13 protein-coding genes are annotated in these 17083 nt (G+C 65.7%); 6 read left to right on the plus strand and 7 right to left on the minus strand.

Annotated features, from left to right (window positions below; translation table 11 throughout):
• From carA to ACNKU3_RS19615, 3 genes are all read right to left on the minus strand, one after another.
• Complete coding sequence (carA, locus tag ACNKU3_RS19605) at positions 1 to 1140, minus strand: glutamine-hydrolyzing carbamoyl-phosphate synthase small subunit (RefSeq protein WP_418261261.1); 1140 nt, start codon at positions 1138 to 1140, stop codon at positions 1 to 3.
• A gap of 262 nt (positions 1141 to 1402) precedes the next feature.
• Positions 1403 to 3328, minus strand: a complete 1926-nt coding sequence (locus tag ACNKU3_RS19610) for an acyltransferase family protein (protein WP_418261262.1) — start codon at positions 3326 to 3328, stop codon at positions 1403 to 1405.
• A 37-nt stretch (positions 3329 to 3365) separates the two neighbouring features.
• Complete coding sequence (locus ACNKU3_RS19615; protein WP_418261263.1) at positions 3366 to 5351, minus strand: sulfatase-like hydrolase/transferase; 1986 nt, start codon at positions 5349 to 5351, stop codon at positions 3366 to 3368.
• A gap of 409 nt (positions 5352 to 5760) precedes the next feature.
• Here ACNKU3_RS19615 and ACNKU3_RS19620 point away from each other — a divergent pair, with 409 nt between their 5' ends.
• On the plus strand, positions 5761 to 6603 hold the full coding sequence (locus ACNKU3_RS19620) for a class I SAM-dependent methyltransferase (protein WP_418261264.1): 843 nt from the start codon (positions 5761 to 5763) through the stop codon (positions 6601 to 6603).
• A gap of 8 nt (positions 6604 to 6611) precedes the next feature.
• Here the strand turns inward: ACNKU3_RS19620 and ACNKU3_RS19625 are convergent, their stop codons facing one another.
• Positions 6612 to 8852: a glycosyltransferase family 2 protein gene (locus tag ACNKU3_RS19625; RefSeq protein ID WP_418261265.1), complete on the minus strand. Its 2241-nt coding sequence runs from the start codon at positions 8850 to 8852 to the stop codon at positions 6612 to 6614.
• A 183-nt stretch (positions 8853 to 9035) separates the two neighbouring features.
• Between ACNKU3_RS19625 and ACNKU3_RS19630 the strand changes: the two genes are divergently transcribed.
• From ACNKU3_RS19630 to ACNKU3_RS19650, 5 genes are all read left to right on the plus strand, one after another.
• Positions 9036 to 9863, plus strand: a complete 828-nt coding sequence (locus tag ACNKU3_RS19630; protein WP_418261266.1) for a hypothetical protein — start codon at positions 9036 to 9038, stop codon at positions 9861 to 9863.
• 69 nt (positions 9864 to 9932) lie between these two features.
• On the plus strand, positions 9933 to 10925 hold the full coding sequence (locus ACNKU3_RS19635) for a sulfotransferase (protein ID WP_418261267.1): 993 nt from the start codon (positions 9933 to 9935) through the stop codon (positions 10923 to 10925).
• Between the two features lie 6 nt (positions 10926 to 10931).
• Complete coding sequence (locus ACNKU3_RS19640) at positions 10932 to 12113, plus strand: acyltransferase family protein (protein ID WP_418261268.1); 1182 nt, start codon at positions 10932 to 10934, stop codon at positions 12111 to 12113.
• Positions 12097 to 12639 carry a hypothetical protein gene (locus ACNKU3_RS19645; protein WP_418261269.1) on the plus strand — a complete coding sequence of 181 codons (543 nt, stop codon included), beginning with the start codon at positions 12097 to 12099 and terminating at the stop codon, positions 12637 to 12639. The genes ACNKU3_RS19640 and ACNKU3_RS19645 overlap by 17 nt, the downstream gene beginning before the upstream one ends.
• A 55-nt stretch (positions 12640 to 12694) precedes the next feature.
• Positions 12695 to 13318 (plus strand): class I SAM-dependent methyltransferase, encoded by a 624-nt coding sequence (locus tag ACNKU3_RS19650; protein WP_418261270.1) that lies wholly within the window; start codon positions 12695 to 12697, stop codon positions 13316 to 13318.
• A 6-nt stretch (positions 13319 to 13324) separates the two neighbouring features.
• On the opposite strand, the gene ACNKU3_RS19655 is transcribed toward ACNKU3_RS19650, so the two are convergent.
• The 3 genes from ACNKU3_RS19655 to ACNKU3_RS19665 are packed head-to-tail and all read right to left on the minus strand — an operon-like array spanning position 13325 to position 17082.
• Positions 13325 to 15574: a glycosyltransferase family 2 protein gene (locus ACNKU3_RS19655; RefSeq protein ID WP_418261271.1), complete on the minus strand. Its 2250-nt coding sequence runs from the start codon at positions 15572 to 15574 to the stop codon at positions 13325 to 13327.
• 6 nt (positions 15575 to 15580) lie between these two features.
• On the minus strand, positions 15581 to 16240 hold the full coding sequence (locus ACNKU3_RS19660; protein ID WP_418261272.1) for a hypothetical protein: 660 nt from the start codon (positions 16238 to 16240) through the stop codon (positions 15581 to 15583).
• The gene (locus ACNKU3_RS19665; RefSeq protein WP_418261273.1) at positions 16237 to 17082 is read right to left on the minus strand and encodes a sulfotransferase family 2 domain-containing protein; all 846 of its coding nucleotides are present in this window, start codon (positions 17080 to 17082) and stop codon (positions 16237 to 16239) included. Before ACNKU3_RS19665 ends, ACNKU3_RS19660 begins: the two co-directional genes overlap by 4 nt.
• Position 17083: the final 1 nt, after the last annotated feature.

The raw sequence follows: 17083 nt of genomic DNA on the forward strand, positions 1-17083 counted from the left end.
TCAGGCTCCGGCGCGGGCGTCCATCAGTTCAATAAAGTGGTCAAACAGGGGGGCGGCATCGTGCGGCCCCGGGCTCGCCTCCGGGTGGCCCTGGAAGCTGAAGGCGGGCTTGTCGGTGCGGTGGATACCCTGCAGGCTGCCGTCGAACAGCGAGCGGTGGGTGGTGCGCAGGTTGGCCGGCAGGCTGGCTTCATCGGCGGCGAAACCGTGGTTCTGGCTGGTGATCAGCACCGTGCCGTCGTCCAGGTTCTGCACCGGGTGGTTGGCGCCGTGGTGGCCGAACTTCATCTTCACGGTTTTCGCCCCGGAGGCCAGGGCCAGCAGTTGGTGGCCGAGGCAGATGCCGAAGACCGGGATGTCGGTTTCAAGGATTTCCGAGATCGCCCGGATGGCGTAGTCACAGGGCTCCGGGTCGCCCGGGCCGTTGGAGAGGAAGACGCCGTCGGGGTTCATGGCCAGCACCTCGGCCGCGGGGGTCTGCGCGGGCACTACCGTGAGGCGGCAGCCGCGGTCCACCAGCATGCGCAGGATGTTGCGCTTGACGCCGTAGTCGTAGGCGACGACATGGTATTTCTGCTCAGACGCTTCGCGGGCGGTATAGCCCTCGCCCAGCACCCAGCTGCCCTCCAGCCACTCGTAGGCGGTGTCGACGGTGACTTCCTTCGCCAGGTCCAGGCCCTTGAGCCCGCCGAAGCCCTGGGCCAGTTGCAGCGCCTTCGCCTCGTCGATGTCCGCGCCGGCCATGATGCAGCCGTTCTGGGCGCCCTTGTCGCGCAGGATGCGGGTGAGGCGGCGGGTATCGATCTCGGCGATGGCCACCACGCCGCGCTCGACCAGGTAGTCCTGCAGGCTCTGCTGGTTGCGGTAGTTGCTGGCCAGCAGGGGCAGGTCGCGGATGACCAGCCCCGCCGCCCACACGCCGCTGGACTCTTCGTCCTCGGCGTTGGTGCCGGTATTGCCGATGTGAGGGTAGGTCAGGGTAACGATCTGGCGCGCGTAGGAGGGGTCGGTGAGGATCTCCTGGTAACCGGTCATGGCCGTATTGAACACGACCTCGCCAACGGTGGAGCCGCTGGCTCCAATGGCCAGTCCTCTGAAAATACTGCCATCTTCAAGGACCAGGATAGCCGGATTGGACAAGCGAAACCTCCATCTCGAACGCATGGAAAACCGCTGGCTCGCGCGCTCGCAAACAGGCGAGATGGGGAACCACATCTCGCCTGTTTACATAAATTCGGCCTTGGTTTTCACAGGGACACACGTGGCCCGACGCGCAAATCGGGCAGGTGCAAATCTGGGCGCAAATTTTAGGTGAAGCGCGCGGGCCTGTCCAGCGCCATGCCGCCGTGCATATTTCGCTTATCTGCCAGAACGGAGCCCAAGATCGATGGCGAAGGCCCCGTCACCCGGGCGGAGCACCCCGCTGCAGGCGCCAGTTGTCACCGAGATGCCGGTTGCCCGCCGGGGACAGGTGATTGGTGTCCCGGTACCACATCACATCGTCCTTGCGGATCCAGCAGGTCTGCTCATCGCAAAACGGCGCCGCGGCATCCCACCAGGCCAGGTCGGGGTTGTCGCTCAGGACCCCCGCCAGCAGGTCGCGGTAGGCGGACTGGTCGGCGAGGAACTGCCGGCGCGGAATACTGCACTCCTCGCGCACCCCGCCGGAGAAGCGGAACGGGCGCAATTCCACGCAACTGCGGGGGTCGAAGACCACCCCGGGCCAGTCGAACACCAGCACCACCTGCTTGCCGGCGGCGCGCAGGCGGTCGATGGTTGCCTGCAGGCCGAACCGGTAGGCATCGCCGTTGGCCGCCAGGTCGGGATGCCCGGGCACCCGCAGGCGGTAGCGCTGCTCGCCGGGCTGCACATAGCGCGACATGGAAACCAGGTAGACCGTCTCGATACCCGCCGCCCGGGCCGCGAAGTCGACGTGCGCCGCCACCACCTCCCTGCAGGTGTCGGGGGCGCCGTCGCGGCGGGTCTCCACCCCCAGCAGGGGCGGGCAGCCCCCCCGCCCGAGGCGCAGGACGCCACCTTCCCCGGCGAAGCGATGGGCCAGGGCGTAGAACAGGTTATTGGAATGGCTGTCGCCGAGAACCGCGATGCGCGTATCGGTCGCGGTCCGGTCACAGGCCGGCGGCAGGCCCAGCGCCCGGGCACAGTCTGCCGCCAGGGATTCCCGCTCCTGCAGCGCCTGCGCCTGCTCGCGAAAACGCTCGATCCGCTGGGGGAAACCGTCCCCCGCATCGATCCAGTAACCGATCCCGCCGCTGGCCAGCAGCAGGACCATGAGACCCGCGGGCAGCCAGCGGGAACGGCTGGCCTGCAGGGGACGCTCCAGGCAGCGCCAGGTCAGCCCGGCGAGGAGCAGGCTCAGCGCCACGATCGTCAGGCGCAACCGTAACGGCACCTCTTCGCCCTCGATCATGCGCGCCAGCGCCAGCAGCGGCCAGTGCCACAGGTACAGCGGGTAACTGATTCGTCCCAGCCCGGTCATCAGGGGGTTGGCCAGCAGGGCGCGGCTGAGGGCGGCGCCGCTGCCGGCGTAGAGCAGAGCCGCGGCTGCAAGTGCCGGCGCCAGCGCCGCCGCCCCCGGGAAGCGGGTTCCCTTGTCGATCAGGAAGGCCGCGGCGACCAACAATGCCAGCCCCGCCAGGACCAGCGCCTCGCTGCCCGCCCGCCGCAACCCGCCGCCGGGCAACCAGACCAGCAGGGCGCCCAGGCAGAGCTCCCAGGCGCGGAAGAAAGGCAGGTAAAACGCGGCGGAGGCGTCCCGCGGAGTGAGGTAGAGGCAGGCCCCCAGCGAGACCAGCAGCAGGGAGACCGTCACCAGCGGCAGGCGCCAGCGCCAGTGCGCCGCCAGCAGGACAGTGGCGGGCCAGAGCAGGTAGAACTGCTCCTCCACCCCCAGCGACCACAGGTGCAGCAGCGGCTTGAGGCCGGCCTCGGCATCGAAATAGCCACTTTCCGTCCAGAACAGCACGTTGGGCAGGAATACCGACGCCGCCGCGACCTGCCGCCCCAGCAGGGCGAGCTCGTCGGGCAGCAGCACCCACCAGCCCAGCAGCATGCTGCTGAGCATCACCACCACCAGGGCGGGCAGCAGGCGCCGGATACGGCGCGCGTAAAATTGCGCCAGCGACCAGCGCCCCGCCGCCAGGTCGCCCACCAGGATGCGGGTGATCAGGTAGCCGGAAATCACGAAGAATACATCCACGCCGATAAATCCGCCGGGCAACAGGGCGGGAAAGGCGTGAAACACGACGACCAGCAGGATGGAAACCGCGCGCAGGCCATCGATTTCGGGGCGATAGGCGAACTTCATGGCCCGGGCGCCCCGCGCCGCGGAAAATACGGCTCGCTCACTCCAGCTCCCTGTCGAGATAGGCATCGATACGCCGGCCCAGTGTTTCCATCAGCTGCGGCTGCTCCGCGGCCCGGTCGACCTGCTCCTGCGGATCCTGTTGCAGGTTGTAGAGGCTGCGCTGGCCCTGGCTGTCGAGTACCAGCTTCCAGGGCGGATGTACCACCGCCAGCCCGGATACCGGGAATACGAACCAGTCCTCGCGCGCCGGCGGCGTCCCGCTGGCGACGCCGCCCATCAGGGGCAACAGGGAGTGGCCGGCCAGGGGCAGCTCACTGCCGGTATAGTGCGGGTCGATGCCCACCGCGTCGCGGACGCTGGGCCAGAGGTCGACCGCGGAAGTAAAGGCATCGACCACCAGCCCCGGCGGGATATGGCCCGGCCAACGAGCCACCATCGGCACCCGCAGGCCGCCCTCGTAGACCGATCCCTTGCCGCCGCGCAGGCTGCCGTTGCTGCCCACCGGTCGCTCGGCGCTCTCATGCACCGAGACGTCGGCGCCATTGTCGCTGAGGAAAAACAGCAGGGTGTCGTCGGCGATGCCCAGCGCATCCAGCCGGTCCAGCAGGTCGCCAATCCGCGCATCCATGTGCTGTACCAGCGCCGCATAATCCTGCTGGCGCGGCCCGCTGATACCCTGGTCCTGCACCCGCCGCAACCAGTCCTCGCGCGCGGAAAAGCGCGGCCGCGCCTCGCTCCACAGCGGTGTGTGGGCCGCGTTGAAAGCCAGGTAAAGGAAGAAGGGCTGCTGCCGGTGGCGGCCCATGAAATCAATGGCCGCATCCGCAAAAAGGTCGGTGGCATGACCGCCGGCGCCGTCCAGCAGTTCGCCGTTGCGGTACAGGGGAAAGCGCGCGGCGTAGCGCTCGCGCAGCTGCGCAGTGTAGGGAAGTGCCCCACCGGTGAAGCCCAGCCATTCGTGGAAACCGCGATCCGGGGGCGTAAAGCCCTCGCGATCCGACAGGTGCCACTTGCCGAAAGCCCCGGTGGCATAACCGCGGCGCTGCAGCATCTCCGGCAGCAGGGTGAGTTCACGCGGGATACCCGCCCGCGCCGGGCCGCCGGCACCCCGCAGGGAAAAATCGTGCTGGTACCTGCCGCTCAGAAGCGCGGCCCGGGTCGCCGCACACACCGGTTGCACATGGAAACTGGTCAGCCGCGCGCCCTGTGACGCAATCCGGTCGATACCCGGTGTCGCAATGTCACCCCGGTCACCGGCATAGGCGCCCACGTCACCATAGCCGACATCGTCGGCGACGATCAGCACGATATTGGGCCGCTTGCCGGCAGCCGGCAGCGACGCCAACTGGCTGTCCAGCACCTGGTTTGCCCGCTCGATCACCCGCGGTAGCGACAGCGCCCCATAGACCGCCGGACTCTGCTGGCTGAACTCCTGCTGGGAGATCGTGCCATCGCCGTCGAAATCCCGCGCCTGCGGCGGCGCCAGCGCTTCCGCCACAGTGTCCAGCAGTACCTCCAAACGGTCCCCGTAAGCGGCCAACGGCTGCCGCTGGCGCAGCATATCCAGTAGCGTCGAACTCAGCGCATTCAGCGCGATACCACTCCCCCGTGACACGCCAGGCTCGCGGGCGGCCCGCTGCAGGCTCGTACAGGGCACGAGGTTCTCCGGGGCGGTATCGTTGGGTAGCGCCGCGCCCTCCCCCCCTGCCGGCAGCAGTTCGCCGCCACTGGCCCGCAGGCGACAGAGCCGCCCCTCGGGCAAGCCTCCGGCCACGTCGATATCGAGAGGTTCTCCCGCGGCGTCCCAGCCCCTGCCGGCGAGGACAACCTGCCCGTCCAGGGTACTGACCTCAAGCAGGGCATCGGCGATGCGCCCACCCTGGGGTGATAGCAGCGGGGCGAGGTTGTTTACCTGCGCTGTGACGGCGGCCCCAGCGGAGGGCGGGGGACCCGGCTCACCACAGCCGGCCAGACCGGTGCCGGCCAGTAAAAGCAGGATGTGGGTGATGCGGGGCAGGGGCATTCGAGAGTGCAGCAACACGGGTTTTCAATGATTATTTCGGAAGGCAGCATACCAGTAAACCGAGGCGGCGAAACATGCCAGGCAGCACCTCTTTCAATCCACCAAAGCAAACAAGGCGGCCTGAGAATCGTGTGCAACAGGTAGAGTGTGAATCGGCATTTCCCTGCTGGAACCGTGTGGCGACATGGATGTCGCCACCCGAGTCTGCACATGGATGTGCGCTTTTTGACGTGTTCCAGCAGGGAAATGCCGGTTCGCGCTCGGCGGGCCGTCCCGCTCACCAGGAGCCATCCCGGAGCATTACCTATATGGTATCTCGCTGGTAAGCAGGCAAATTTCCGGGCTAAAATCGCCCGCTGGGTCTGGAAGGAAAGATCCTGCAGAAACAGGCCAAGCGGACACCCCGGCAATGAACGACGCACACCCACTGAACGCCGAAACCAGCGCACTGCTGCAACAGGCACAGTCACTGATCGTTGAAGAGCGCTTCAGCGAAGCCGCCCCACTCGCGGCACAGGCGCTGGCAGCCGAGCCCGCCAATCCCGAGTGTATCGGCGCCATGGCCCAGGCGATGATGCCCGGCGCCGGCTACAAGCAGGTCCTGCGCCGCCTGCACGCACAACTGCAACCGCAAACCTACGTGGAAATCGGCGTCAGCAAGGGCATGTCCATGGCGCTGGCCGGCGCACAGACCAATGCGGTCGGCATCGACCCTGCGTTCCGCATCGAGGCCGACATCGCAGCCCGGGCGCGCCTGTTTCCCTGCACCAGCGACCACTTCTTCGAGCGCTACGACCTGTTCGAGGAACTGCGCAGCGAGCGGCTCGACCTGGCGTTTATCGACGGCCTGCATCTCTTCGAACAAGCCCTGAAGGATTTCGTCAACATCGAGCGTTTCGCCAACCCCGCTACCGTGGTGTTGATCCACGACTGCTTTCCGGTGTCGGAACTGACCGCCCGGCGCGAGCGGGAAACCAATTTCTGGTCCGGGGATGTCTGGAAAATCGTCCCCTGCCTGCTGCGCGAGCGCCCCGACCTGCAAGTTCGGGTGATCCCCTGCCGGCCCTGCGGCCTGGCCCTGGTAACCGGACTGGACCCGGCGTCCAGCCACCTGCGCGACAATCTGGCAGCCATCATCGACCAGTACCGGGAACTGCCCTACAGCGATATCCCCAGCGAACGCGACACCTATTTTTCCCTGGTGGACAACAACTGGGACGCCATCAGCGCGCTGCTGCCCCGCGCCGCCTGAGCCCGCGGCTAGCCTTCCCGCGGCGGCCAGGCCAGGCTGAAATTGTCGAAATCCAGGCTCAGGTTGGGATTGTAGTAGTTGTCCCTGTCGAAACTCCCCGGCCAGCGCGCCTTCAGGTAATCCCGCTCGCGGACGAAGCGTTCGCGTTTCTCACCGCTGTTGTCATAGCCGCGCGAATAGGATTCGAAGTGGTAGAGCTGGGCGTAGGGCGTCCACAGGTTGGTATAGCCTTTTTCCTCCAGCCGCAGGCAGAAATCCACGTCATTGAAGGCGACGGTGAGGTGTTCCTCGTCGAGGCCACCGACCTCCAGGTACTTGTCCCGGGCCACCGCGAGACAGGCGCCGGTCACCGCGTGATAGGCCTGCAACAGGCGGGTGCGCGCCAGCATGCCCACCTCGTCCTTGTGCGCCCCCTTGAAGGCATGAGCCGCCACCCGGTCGAGGCCGACGCCGAGCAGGACGCCGGCATGCTGGATGCGGTCCTCGGCGTAGAACAGTTTTGCGCCGACGGCGCCGATGCCCGGCCTGGAGGCCTGCGCGATCATCTCCCGCAGCCAGTCGCCATTGCAGACTTCGGTGTCGTTGTTGAGCAGCACCAGCATGTCGCTGTCACACTGCGCCACCGCGAAATTGTTGATGGCGGAAAAATTGAAGGGCTTGTCGTAGCGTAAAACGCGCAGCCCGCGCCCGGGCAGGGTCGCGAGATAGGCGAGGGTATCCGCGTCGTCCGAGCGGTTATCCACCACTACCACCTCGTAGGCGGGATAGTCCGTGCGCGCCAGCAGGCTGTCGATACAGTGCCGCAGCAAGCGCAGCTGGTTGTGGGTGGGGATGATGATCGACACCGTCGGCACCGGGTCCGGCAGGTCGAAACGCAGGCGATAGGCAGTGGGTATTTCCGAGGGCAGCGCTGTGGCCGGGAGCCCGCAGCGCGCGACGTGATCCGCCAGCGCGCGCAGGCCGGCCTGCTCCGCGTAGGGTTTGGCGGCGCTGTCGCTGGCGGTGGAGCCCTCCACCGCGCGCCAGTGGTAGAGCACCCGCGGCAGGTGCGCGATGCGCGCGGCGGGCAGGTTTTCGGTCAACCGCAGGACCAGGTCGAAATCCTGCGCGCCCTCGAAGCCTTCGCGCAGGCCGCCGACAGCACTGAGCAGAGCGCGCCGCACCACCAGGAAATGGCAGGCGTAGTTGATCGAGCGCAGCAGGTCGAAATTCCAGTCCGGCTTGAAATGCGGGGCCAGCGGCTTCCCGTCGGGGTCGACGACGTCCTCGTCGGAATACAGGATATCGGTTTGCGGCTGCCGCCGCAGCGCCTCGGCGACGCGAAACAGCGCATCCGGGCTCAGCGCGTCGTCGTGATCGAGAAAAGCCACGAATTCCCCTGTGGCCAGCGCCAGCGCGCTGTTACTCGCGGCGCTGATATGCCGGTTGTGGGGATGCACCACCAGTTTGATGCGCGGTTCCTGTTCGCACAGGCCGTCGAGATACCGGCCAAGTGCGGCATCACCCGATCCATCGTCACAGATACACAGCTCCCAGCCGGGATAGGACTGGCCGCGCACCGAGTCCACCGCCTGCCGCAGGTACTCGAGCCGTGACTGGTAAACCGGCAGGACGATCGAAAACAGCGGCTTCTCCCCTGCACTCCAGCTCTCCAGCTCAGTCCGCTGCGCCTGCAGCGTCGCCGCATCGGGCTCGCCGTAAAGCTTCCACCAGGTGGCATAGCTGTCGTCGGTACCGCCCCTGAGCCAGCGCGACAGCGCCCGCGCGGAGTCCTCCCGGATACGGTCCCAGGTCCAGCTGGCGCCGAACAGCTTCAGGCGCACGTACTGTTCGCCGTAGATATACTCGCGGGCAAAGGTATTGATGCGGCGCAAGGAAACACTGCGAATACTGACTTCACAGGGCAGGCGGCTGGGGTAGAAAACGATTGCCTCGATGTCGTCGACGATCAGTACAGTGCCGAAGAACTCGCGCTGGTCACGGCGCACGAATGTGAAAATATGGTCTGGGGTTTCAAAGGCGGGCCGCGCAGCGGTAAGCCGCGGGCCGGCCAGGATGCAGTCGCTGTCGTACTCGAGACTCAGGTAGTACAGACCGCGGTCCAGGGCGCTGACATCGAAGCGAATGCAGCTGGCGCCGCCGTCGATCCGGTAGGGCTCGCCGCGCAACTGGTCGTTGAGGGAGGTTCGCGGCAGGGTGAGGTGCTGGAGGCCGCGACGTAGCGCGGAGGTCAGACGGGATAGCTGCATAGAATAATTCTTGTCGTGTTTTCTGCCGGTACTGCGTGTGCGTCTGAACGGGCCGGTCGGTTGCCAAAACAGGCGAATACTATATCATAGCCCGCGTACCGTCAGCGCCTGTGCAAGGCCTGCCCCTCCGACAAAATAACTTGCTCACCGGGTACGTTTCACTTGGAAAAGCGCAGGGCCTTCGTGGCAACAGTGCATTGGCATTCCGACGACTGGGCCGGACTGCAGGTTCGCAAGCTGCGGCAATTCATCGATGCCGACCTCCAGCTCTACGCATTCATGGACGGCGTCAGCGATGCCCTGGCCGGACTGTTTGACCGGGTTTTTTACAACGACGACCTCTCCCACGACCAGAAACTCGACTTCCTCGCCGAACAGATTGCCGCCCGGGCCGAGCCACAGGACCTGCTGATATTTATCGACGGCGACGCTTTCCCCATCGCCGAACTCGACTCGCTGTTCCCGCACCTCGCCCGGTACCCGCTGATCGCGGTCAAGCGCGAGGAGAATTTCGGCGACCAGCAGCCCCACCCCTGCTTCTGCATCACCACGGTCGGCTTCTGGCAGCAGGTCGGCGGCACCTGGAAACCCGGCTACAAATGGCAGCGTATCGACGGCCAGATGGGCACGGATGTGGGCGGCGAACTCTATGGGCTGCTCGATCGCGGCCAGTATGCCTGGGAGCCCCTGCTGCGCAGCAACCGGCGGGAACTGCACCCGCTGTTCTTCGGCATCTACGGCGATCGCGTCTACCACCACGGCGCCGGCTTTCGCGACAAGCTCTGCCGCCGCGATGCGCACTGCGGCATCGACGGCTATTCGGCGAGCCTGGCCCGCCTGATCGAGCGCCTGCAGGGACGCCGCAGCACCCGCTGGCTGCGCCAGCTGCTGCGCAAGCACATGTACTGGTACATGCGGCGCAAGAACCAGCGTTTGCACCGCGAGGTCATGGCGAGGATCCTGCGCGATGACGACTTTACCCGCTCACTGGGCCTGACCCCGAAAACCTGACCAGCAGATGCCTTTACCAGTTCTCCCCGACCTTCACCTGTCCCCGTGCCAACGGACCTCCGGCCAGCCATGACCGGGGAATACGAGGTATTGCAGAACCCCGGCCTGCAGGTCGTCAACGGCGACCTGCTGCAGGGGGCCGATGTGGAAATGACCCTGCTGGTGCTCGGCGCGCCGCGCGGCGGGACCTCGGCACTGGCCGGCGCACTCGCTGAACTGGGCCTGTACATGGGCAAAGGCGCCAAGCCGCCGGTGTACGAGGGACTGGTCCTGGCCCGCGCCATGGAGTCCGGCCAACGCGAGGAAGCCGCGCGGGAAATCGCCGACTACAACGCACAGCATCGTGTCTGGGCCTACAAACGGCCCGGGTTCACGCATTTTGTCAGCGAGTACCACGCGCTGTTTCGCAATCCGGTCTACCTGGTCATTTCCCGCGACCCGGTGGCGACCGCCAGCCGCGGCATGATTTCCGGTCGCCTCAAGGGCAACTACCTGAAGAAGCTGCAGCAGATCCTCGCCAAATACCAGGGGATCATCGACTTCGTCGAAACCCATGGCGCCTGCGCCGTATTCATTTCCTATGAAAAACTGCTTCAGGACCCGGCCGGATTGCTGGCCAACCTCGTCGGGACCCTGGGACTGCGCGTGGACGAGACAGCCATGCAGGCCGCCATCCGCTTCGTGGAACCGAGCCCCCGGCACTACCTGGAGGTCTCCCGCGCAGAACGCACGGAAGGCGAATGGCAGCGCTTTGACGCCCGCTGTATTGCCGGGTGGGCCCGCTTCGTCAACAAATCCATGAACCGCCCGCCGCAGGTCATTCTCTACCAGGGCGAACGGGAGATCGCCCGCACCAGCGCGGATCGCCCCGGCGGCGGCCAGCCGGGCAACCTGGACTGCGGGTTCAGCTTCGACCTGCAGGAACTGGGGCTGCTGCCCTCCCCCGCCCTGCGCCTGCGGGTCAAGGGTGAAATTCGCGACATGCCCCGCCCGGCCTACAGCGGCGCCAATCGCCTGCTGTTTCACTGGCGGGCCCTGGCGACGCGGCGCCGCAACAGTTGACCTGCCGTGACCAGTAACCCGGTGAAGGCCAGCCCGCAGCGCCTGGAGTACCTCGACGCCATACGCGGCGTCGCGGCGCTGGCAGTGCTGTGGAGCCACTATTTCTTCGCCTTCGGCCCGTCCCGGCTGAAGCCCCTGATGACCATCCCCAGCGCCCTGTTCCTCGATGGCTACGCCGCGGTGGTGATGTTTTTCGTCCTCAGCGGCTATGTGCTGTCGCTGGGCCAGACCGGGCACGCGAGGTTCCGTGACTTCCGCATCGGCGGGTTCTGGATCAGGCGTGTCTGCCGGATTGTCCCGCCGTTTGCCGCGGCGCTGCTGCTCAGTTACCTGCTGTGCGCCTGGGTCTACACGGTCCAGGCCGACAACCAGCCGGCGCTCACCCACTGGGGCCAGCGCCACTGGTCCGACGCAAAGTTCCACGCCCCGCTGGCGGAGTACCTCAGGGCTCTGGTCATGGTACTCCCGGACACCCACTTCCCCCTGGTCCCACAGGCGTGGACCCTGCGCATTGAAATGGGCATGTCCCTGCTGTTGCCCTGCATGCTGCTGGTGGTCAACCGCAGTTCAGCCTGGCTCGTCGCGTTCACGGCGATCGCCATCGTCGCCCTCGACGTGTACATCTACCTCTCACATTTCGTGCTCGGTATCCTGGTCGCGCGACACCAGCCAGAGCTGTGCGCGGCGCTCAACCGGCGCCCGCTGCGGCAGTCCTGCGCACTGCTGGTCGGGCTGGTGCTTTACGGCAACCGCTTTGCCCCCGACTGGCTGCTGCCGGCACTGCCCAAACCGCTGATGGTGCTGATAACGGGTCTGGGGGCTGCCACCCTGCTGGTGCTGGTGCTCGCCAATGCGCGCGCCCAGGCGGTGCTGTCGCTGCGCCCCTTCAGGTTCCTAGGCCGGATTTCCTACTCGCTCTACCTGCTGCACCTGGCCGTCATCCTCACCTTTTCGCAGGCGTTCATTCGCTTCCTGAATACACTGGGATGTACGGCTGACGCGAGTTTCTGGCTGGGCATGCTGGCGACCACACTCGCCACCCTGCCCGTCGCCTACCTGTTCAACCGCGCCATCGAGCAACCCTCGATCCGGCTCGGCAAACAGCTTGCGCGCGCGGTCGAGGGCAAGGGCGGCACTTCAACTTTCCCCAATGACACGCGGAGCCACCCGAATGACACTGCCGCATGACCGTTTTCCCCGGCCCGACTGCCTGGCGCTACTGGATTTCAAGGCGAACGCTGCGCCGGGGCAGGCACTGCTGCTGGGCCTGGAAGCAGCGGAGGCCAAAGCCGCATGGGAGGATTTCCTGGGGGAGCAGACGCAGATAACGACCGCGAGCGAACCCGTATCAACGCCGGGCGATGCAGCGGGCGGCGGGACGCTGCGACTGGTCATCGACGGGCGCAATTGTTCCGCCGGGGAAAAGATCGCCACCTTCAACCGGCTCTTTCCCGGTCTCGAGGCCAACGGACTCTACCTCGGCACAAGTGCGCTGCAGGGCGAAACTGAACGCGCCAGGCTCAGCGCCTTCTTTACCGGCCTGCTGGACGATATGCATGCTTTCCACAAGCGGGGTAAACAGCCCGAGGAATTCGCCGTCACCGAACTCACCCGCACGGTAAAAGCCGTGCACGCCTACCCGGGCCTGTTTGTCATCGAGCGGGAGGACCGGCAGAAGCCACAGATGGTCTTTACCGGTGAGGCGCAATTTTGAATCCGGCAAAGCCCGAGCGGCCCATTGCACCATGTACACAGCCAGGATAGCCCCGATGAACGACCTCGAACGCTATTTCCATAACAACCCCGGCAAGCTGATCACCAAGTGGGATAATTACTGGGCAGTCTACGAGCGCCATTTTTCCCGCTTTCGCGGGCGCGCTCCCCGGGTGCTGGAAATCGGCGTGTGCCACGGCGGCTCGCTGCAGATGTGGAAGCACTACTTCGGCCCGGAGGCGCGCATCTACGGGGTGGATATTCACCAACGCAGCAAGGCCTTCGAAGAGGCGCAGATCGAGATTTTTATCGGCGACCAGGAGGACCGCGCATTCCTGCGTGACCTGCGCCACTCGATCCCCGCCCCCGACATCATCATCGACGACGGCGGCCACACCATGCTGCAGCAGCGCAACACCTTCGAGGAACTCTACCCCTCCCTGGCCCCCGGCGGACTGTACCTGTGCGAGGACACGCACAGCTCCTACTGGCCGCGTTTCGGCGGCGGTTACCGGCGGCCCGATAGCTTTATCGAGTACATGAAAAGCCATATCGCGGCGCTCGGCGCCGGCACTCCCCCGGCGGGCGTGCTGCCGGAATTTTGCCGCAACGCGGCCTCCGTACACTGCTACGACAGCATCGTGGTGATCGAGAATCACCCGCAAGAACGCGCCGGCTGAGCGGTTTTACTGCGGCCAGTCCAGCTCGAAACTGCGCAGGCCGCGGCTCAGGTTGGGGTTGTAGTACTCGTCCGCGACCAGGCGCTGCCCCCAGCGCCGGCGCATGTATTGCGCCTCGCGGGTGTAGCGCTGGATGTTCTGCTCCGAGGAATCCACGCCCCGCGAGTAGGACTGGAAGTGATACAGCTGGGCGTAGGGCGTCCACAGGTTCACATAGCCGCGCTCGCGCAGGCGCAGGCAGAAATCCACGTCGTTGTAGGCAACCGCCAGGTTCGCCTCGTCCAGCCCGCCGACCTCCAGGTAGCGCTCGCGCCGCACGGCGAGGCACGCGCCGGTCACGGCGTTGTACTCCTGCACCAGGCGGGTTCGCGCCAGTGAGCCCACCTCGTTGCGATGCCGGCCCTTGAAGGCGTGGCCGGCGATACCGTCGCCGCCCAGTCCCAGCACTACCCCGGCGTGCTGGATGCGGTCGTTGGCGAACAGCAGCTTGGCGCCGACCGCGCCGACGCCCGGCCGCATGGCCTGGCTGACCAGCTCCGCCAGCCAGTCCGGGTTCAGCACCTCGGTATCGTTGTTGAGCATGACCACGACATCGCTGTCGCATTGCGCCACCGCGAAATTGTTCAATGCCGAGAAATTGAACGCCCCGGGGTAACGCAGTACACGCAGCCGGCCCGCCGTTTCCTCCGACTGCAGGAAACCCAGGGTCTGCGGGTCGTCGCTGTTATTGTCCACCACGACGACTTCGAAGCGGGAATAGGCTGTCACCTCCCGCAGGCTGCGCAGGCAATTGCCCAGTACGCGCAGGTCGTTGCGCGTGGGGATGATGATCGACACCGACGGCGGCGGGTCGGGCAGCCGGTAGTGCACCCGGTAGGCGGTGGAGATTTCCGAGGGTTCGGCGTCGGCGGCAAGTTGCAGCCGCTCGATATGCCCGGCCAGCGCCCGCAGGCCCGCCTGCGCTGCGTAGGGTTTGTTCTCCGTGGTCTGGGCGGTTGAGCCCTCGGCGGCACACCAGTGATAGAGCACCCGGGGTATATGCACGATGTGCTCCCTGCTGCAGTGCTCGGCAAGGCGCAGCAGCAGGTCGTGGTCCTGCGCGCCTTCGAACCCCTCGCGCAGGCCGCCGACAGCCTGCAACAGGTCACGCTTCACCACCAGGAAGTGACAGACATAGTTGATCGCGCGCAGCAGGTCGAAATTCCAGTCGGGCTTGAAATGACCGTTCAGGGGCCGGCCGTCCTGGTCGACGACATCCTCGTCGCTGTACAGCAGGGTCGTTGCCGGCGCCCGGTTGAGCGCCTCGACGTACTCATACAATGCATTCGGGGCGAGGCTGTCATCGTGGTCGAGAAAGCCGACAAACTCGCCGCGCGCCAGCGCCAGGGCAGTATTGCTGGCGGCGCTGATATGGCCATTCTGCGCCCGGGTGACGCAGTCGATTCGCGGGTCCGATGCCGCCAGTTGCGCGAGGTAGTCGCTCAATACCTGGCTGTCGCTGGCGTCGTCGCAGATGCACAGTTGCCAGTTACCGTAACTCTGGCCGCGCACCGATTCCACGGCCCGGGTGAAGAGCTTCATGTCTGGCCGGAAGGTGGGCAGGACAATGGAAACCAGCGGCTGCAGGGCGAAGCGTGGGGCGGACTCCCGCTGCTGCTGCAACTCGGCATCACTGCAGCGGCCATGGATTTCCCACCAGTCCGCATAACCCCGGGATGTCGGGCGCCGCCACAGCGTTTTGATCCCGCGCAACAGCTGTCCGGCGATATCCCGGAAAAACCAGCCGGCGCCAAACACCTTGAAGCGGACGTAGGGCACGCCGTAAATGCGCTTGCGCGCGAACTCGGTGATCGGCCGGATAGTGACGCGCTCGACGTCGACAGCACTGGCCAGGCGGCTGGGGTAGAAACGCAGGCTATCGGTGTCCGCGTCGAGCAATACCGTACCGAACACCTCGTCGGCCGCGGCATTCTCGAACAGGAATACCTCGGCATCGCTCTCTCCCCCGGGAGTGACGCGGCGCACCCGCGGCCCCATCAACGCCGGCGCGCTGCGATACTTCAGGCTGAGGAAATAGAGGCCCCTGCGCACACCGCTGACATCAAATTCCAGGCAGTCGTGATGACTTTCCACCTGCACCGGCCCGCCGGGCAAAAAACCGGACAGGTCGATGCGCCGGCTCAGGACAAAGGCCATTGAATGCCGCAGCGATTGCGCGCGCGCCTGCAATTTCAACTTGAGCGGATGTGTGGGCACGTGGGTTCAGTCGCGTTTTTTCGCTTTGCTGACGCGCAGGTAATCCTCCGGCGCCGGGCGGATGAACTGCAGCGCCCGCTCGCGCACCGCCTCGTCCATCGGCAGCGCCAGCGCTGCGGAAAACTGCGCCAGCACATCCTCCGTGCAGGCGTTGAGTTTTTCGAAGGACAGCAGCACGGAGTAGTAGCCGCCGGTGGCGACAAAATCGGCGATGCGCGCGTATTCCTGCGCCTGCTTCTGCAGAATCCAGCCGACGTCGCGGCTGGCGGAAAGCCGCGCCCGATTGGCGATCGCCAGCAGGTCCCGGAATATCACCACGAACACCGGGTTGCGCAGGCGCCGGGCAATTTCCCCGTAAGGCTGCTGGATCGCATTGCCCTTGAATCCCCAGACCGGCTGTTCTGCGTTGTTCTCCGCGATCTGCTGCTCGGCCGCCTCGATGCCCGCGGCCAGCGCGCGATTCATACGCAGGTCCTCGAACAGCGGCGGCTTGCCGCTGCGGCCCATGGGCACGCCGAGGATGTTCAGCCAGCCGGCTATCGCCGAGGTGCCGCCGCGGCTTACCCCGAGCACCACGTAGGTACGCTCGCTGCTGGACAGCACGCCGGCGTCACCGACCGTGGTGATGCCGAGATTGCGCTTCAGCTCATCGCTCACGTCGCTCATGTCCAGCCTCCCCTGCCGATAGCAGGCACACGATAGCCATAGCGCTGGATATCCTCGCGGTATACCGCGGCAATTTTCTCCAGCAGTTCCGCGTTGTAAAACGCCCGGTAATCGGGGTAGGTATCCGCTTCGGTACGCTTGAAGGGAACGTCGCCGACATAGTCCCCACAGTCCTGCCGCCGGGTATTGTGATGCGACGCGCTCAGCTCGCTCACCGAAGCCGGCAGCAGGCCGTAGCGCCGCGCCAGCGGCGCCAGTTCCTGCTCGAGGGTTTCGAGGTGAATGACATGATCGACATCGACCAGGCCGCGGGTTTCCAGGTTGTGCGCCTGCTGGCGGTAGTGGACGTCACAGCGGGCGACGTCGGTAGCGAGCAGGAACTCACAGAATTCGCTGAAGCAGACGCCCTCGCCTTCCTCGATATCGCGCCCCAGGAACTCGTTGAAGGGGCGGTGAAAGGCCTCGTCGCCCACCGTGCGAACCATATGCAGGTAACTGCTGACAGCCCGGGAGAAGGGGTCGCGCACCAGGCGCAGGTAGCGCATCTTGCCGAACTCGGCCCGGTGCACCCCGGCGGCATAGGCCTCGGACTTGCGGTAGACCCCGGTGCGGTAATCGTGAATCCAGCTGGACCAGGCCAGCGCCTGCTCCAGTTCGCCGCGCTGTAACAGGAACCATTTGACGATAAAGGTACAGCCGGATTTGGCGGACCACAGTATCGCCACGTCCCGGTCTTCCAGGAACAGCGGATGGTTGGGGCCCTTGCAGGCCTCGTGGATCTGCGCCCGCTTGGCGCTGTTGAAACGCATCCACTGGCGGTCGATAAAGGTCGAAAACTTCACT

The organism is Haliea sp. E17 (genome assembly GCF_048323675.1).
In the GTDB taxonomy this organism is placed as follows: domain Bacteria; phylum Pseudomonadota; class Gammaproteobacteria; order Pseudomonadales; family Halieaceae; genus Mangrovimicrobium.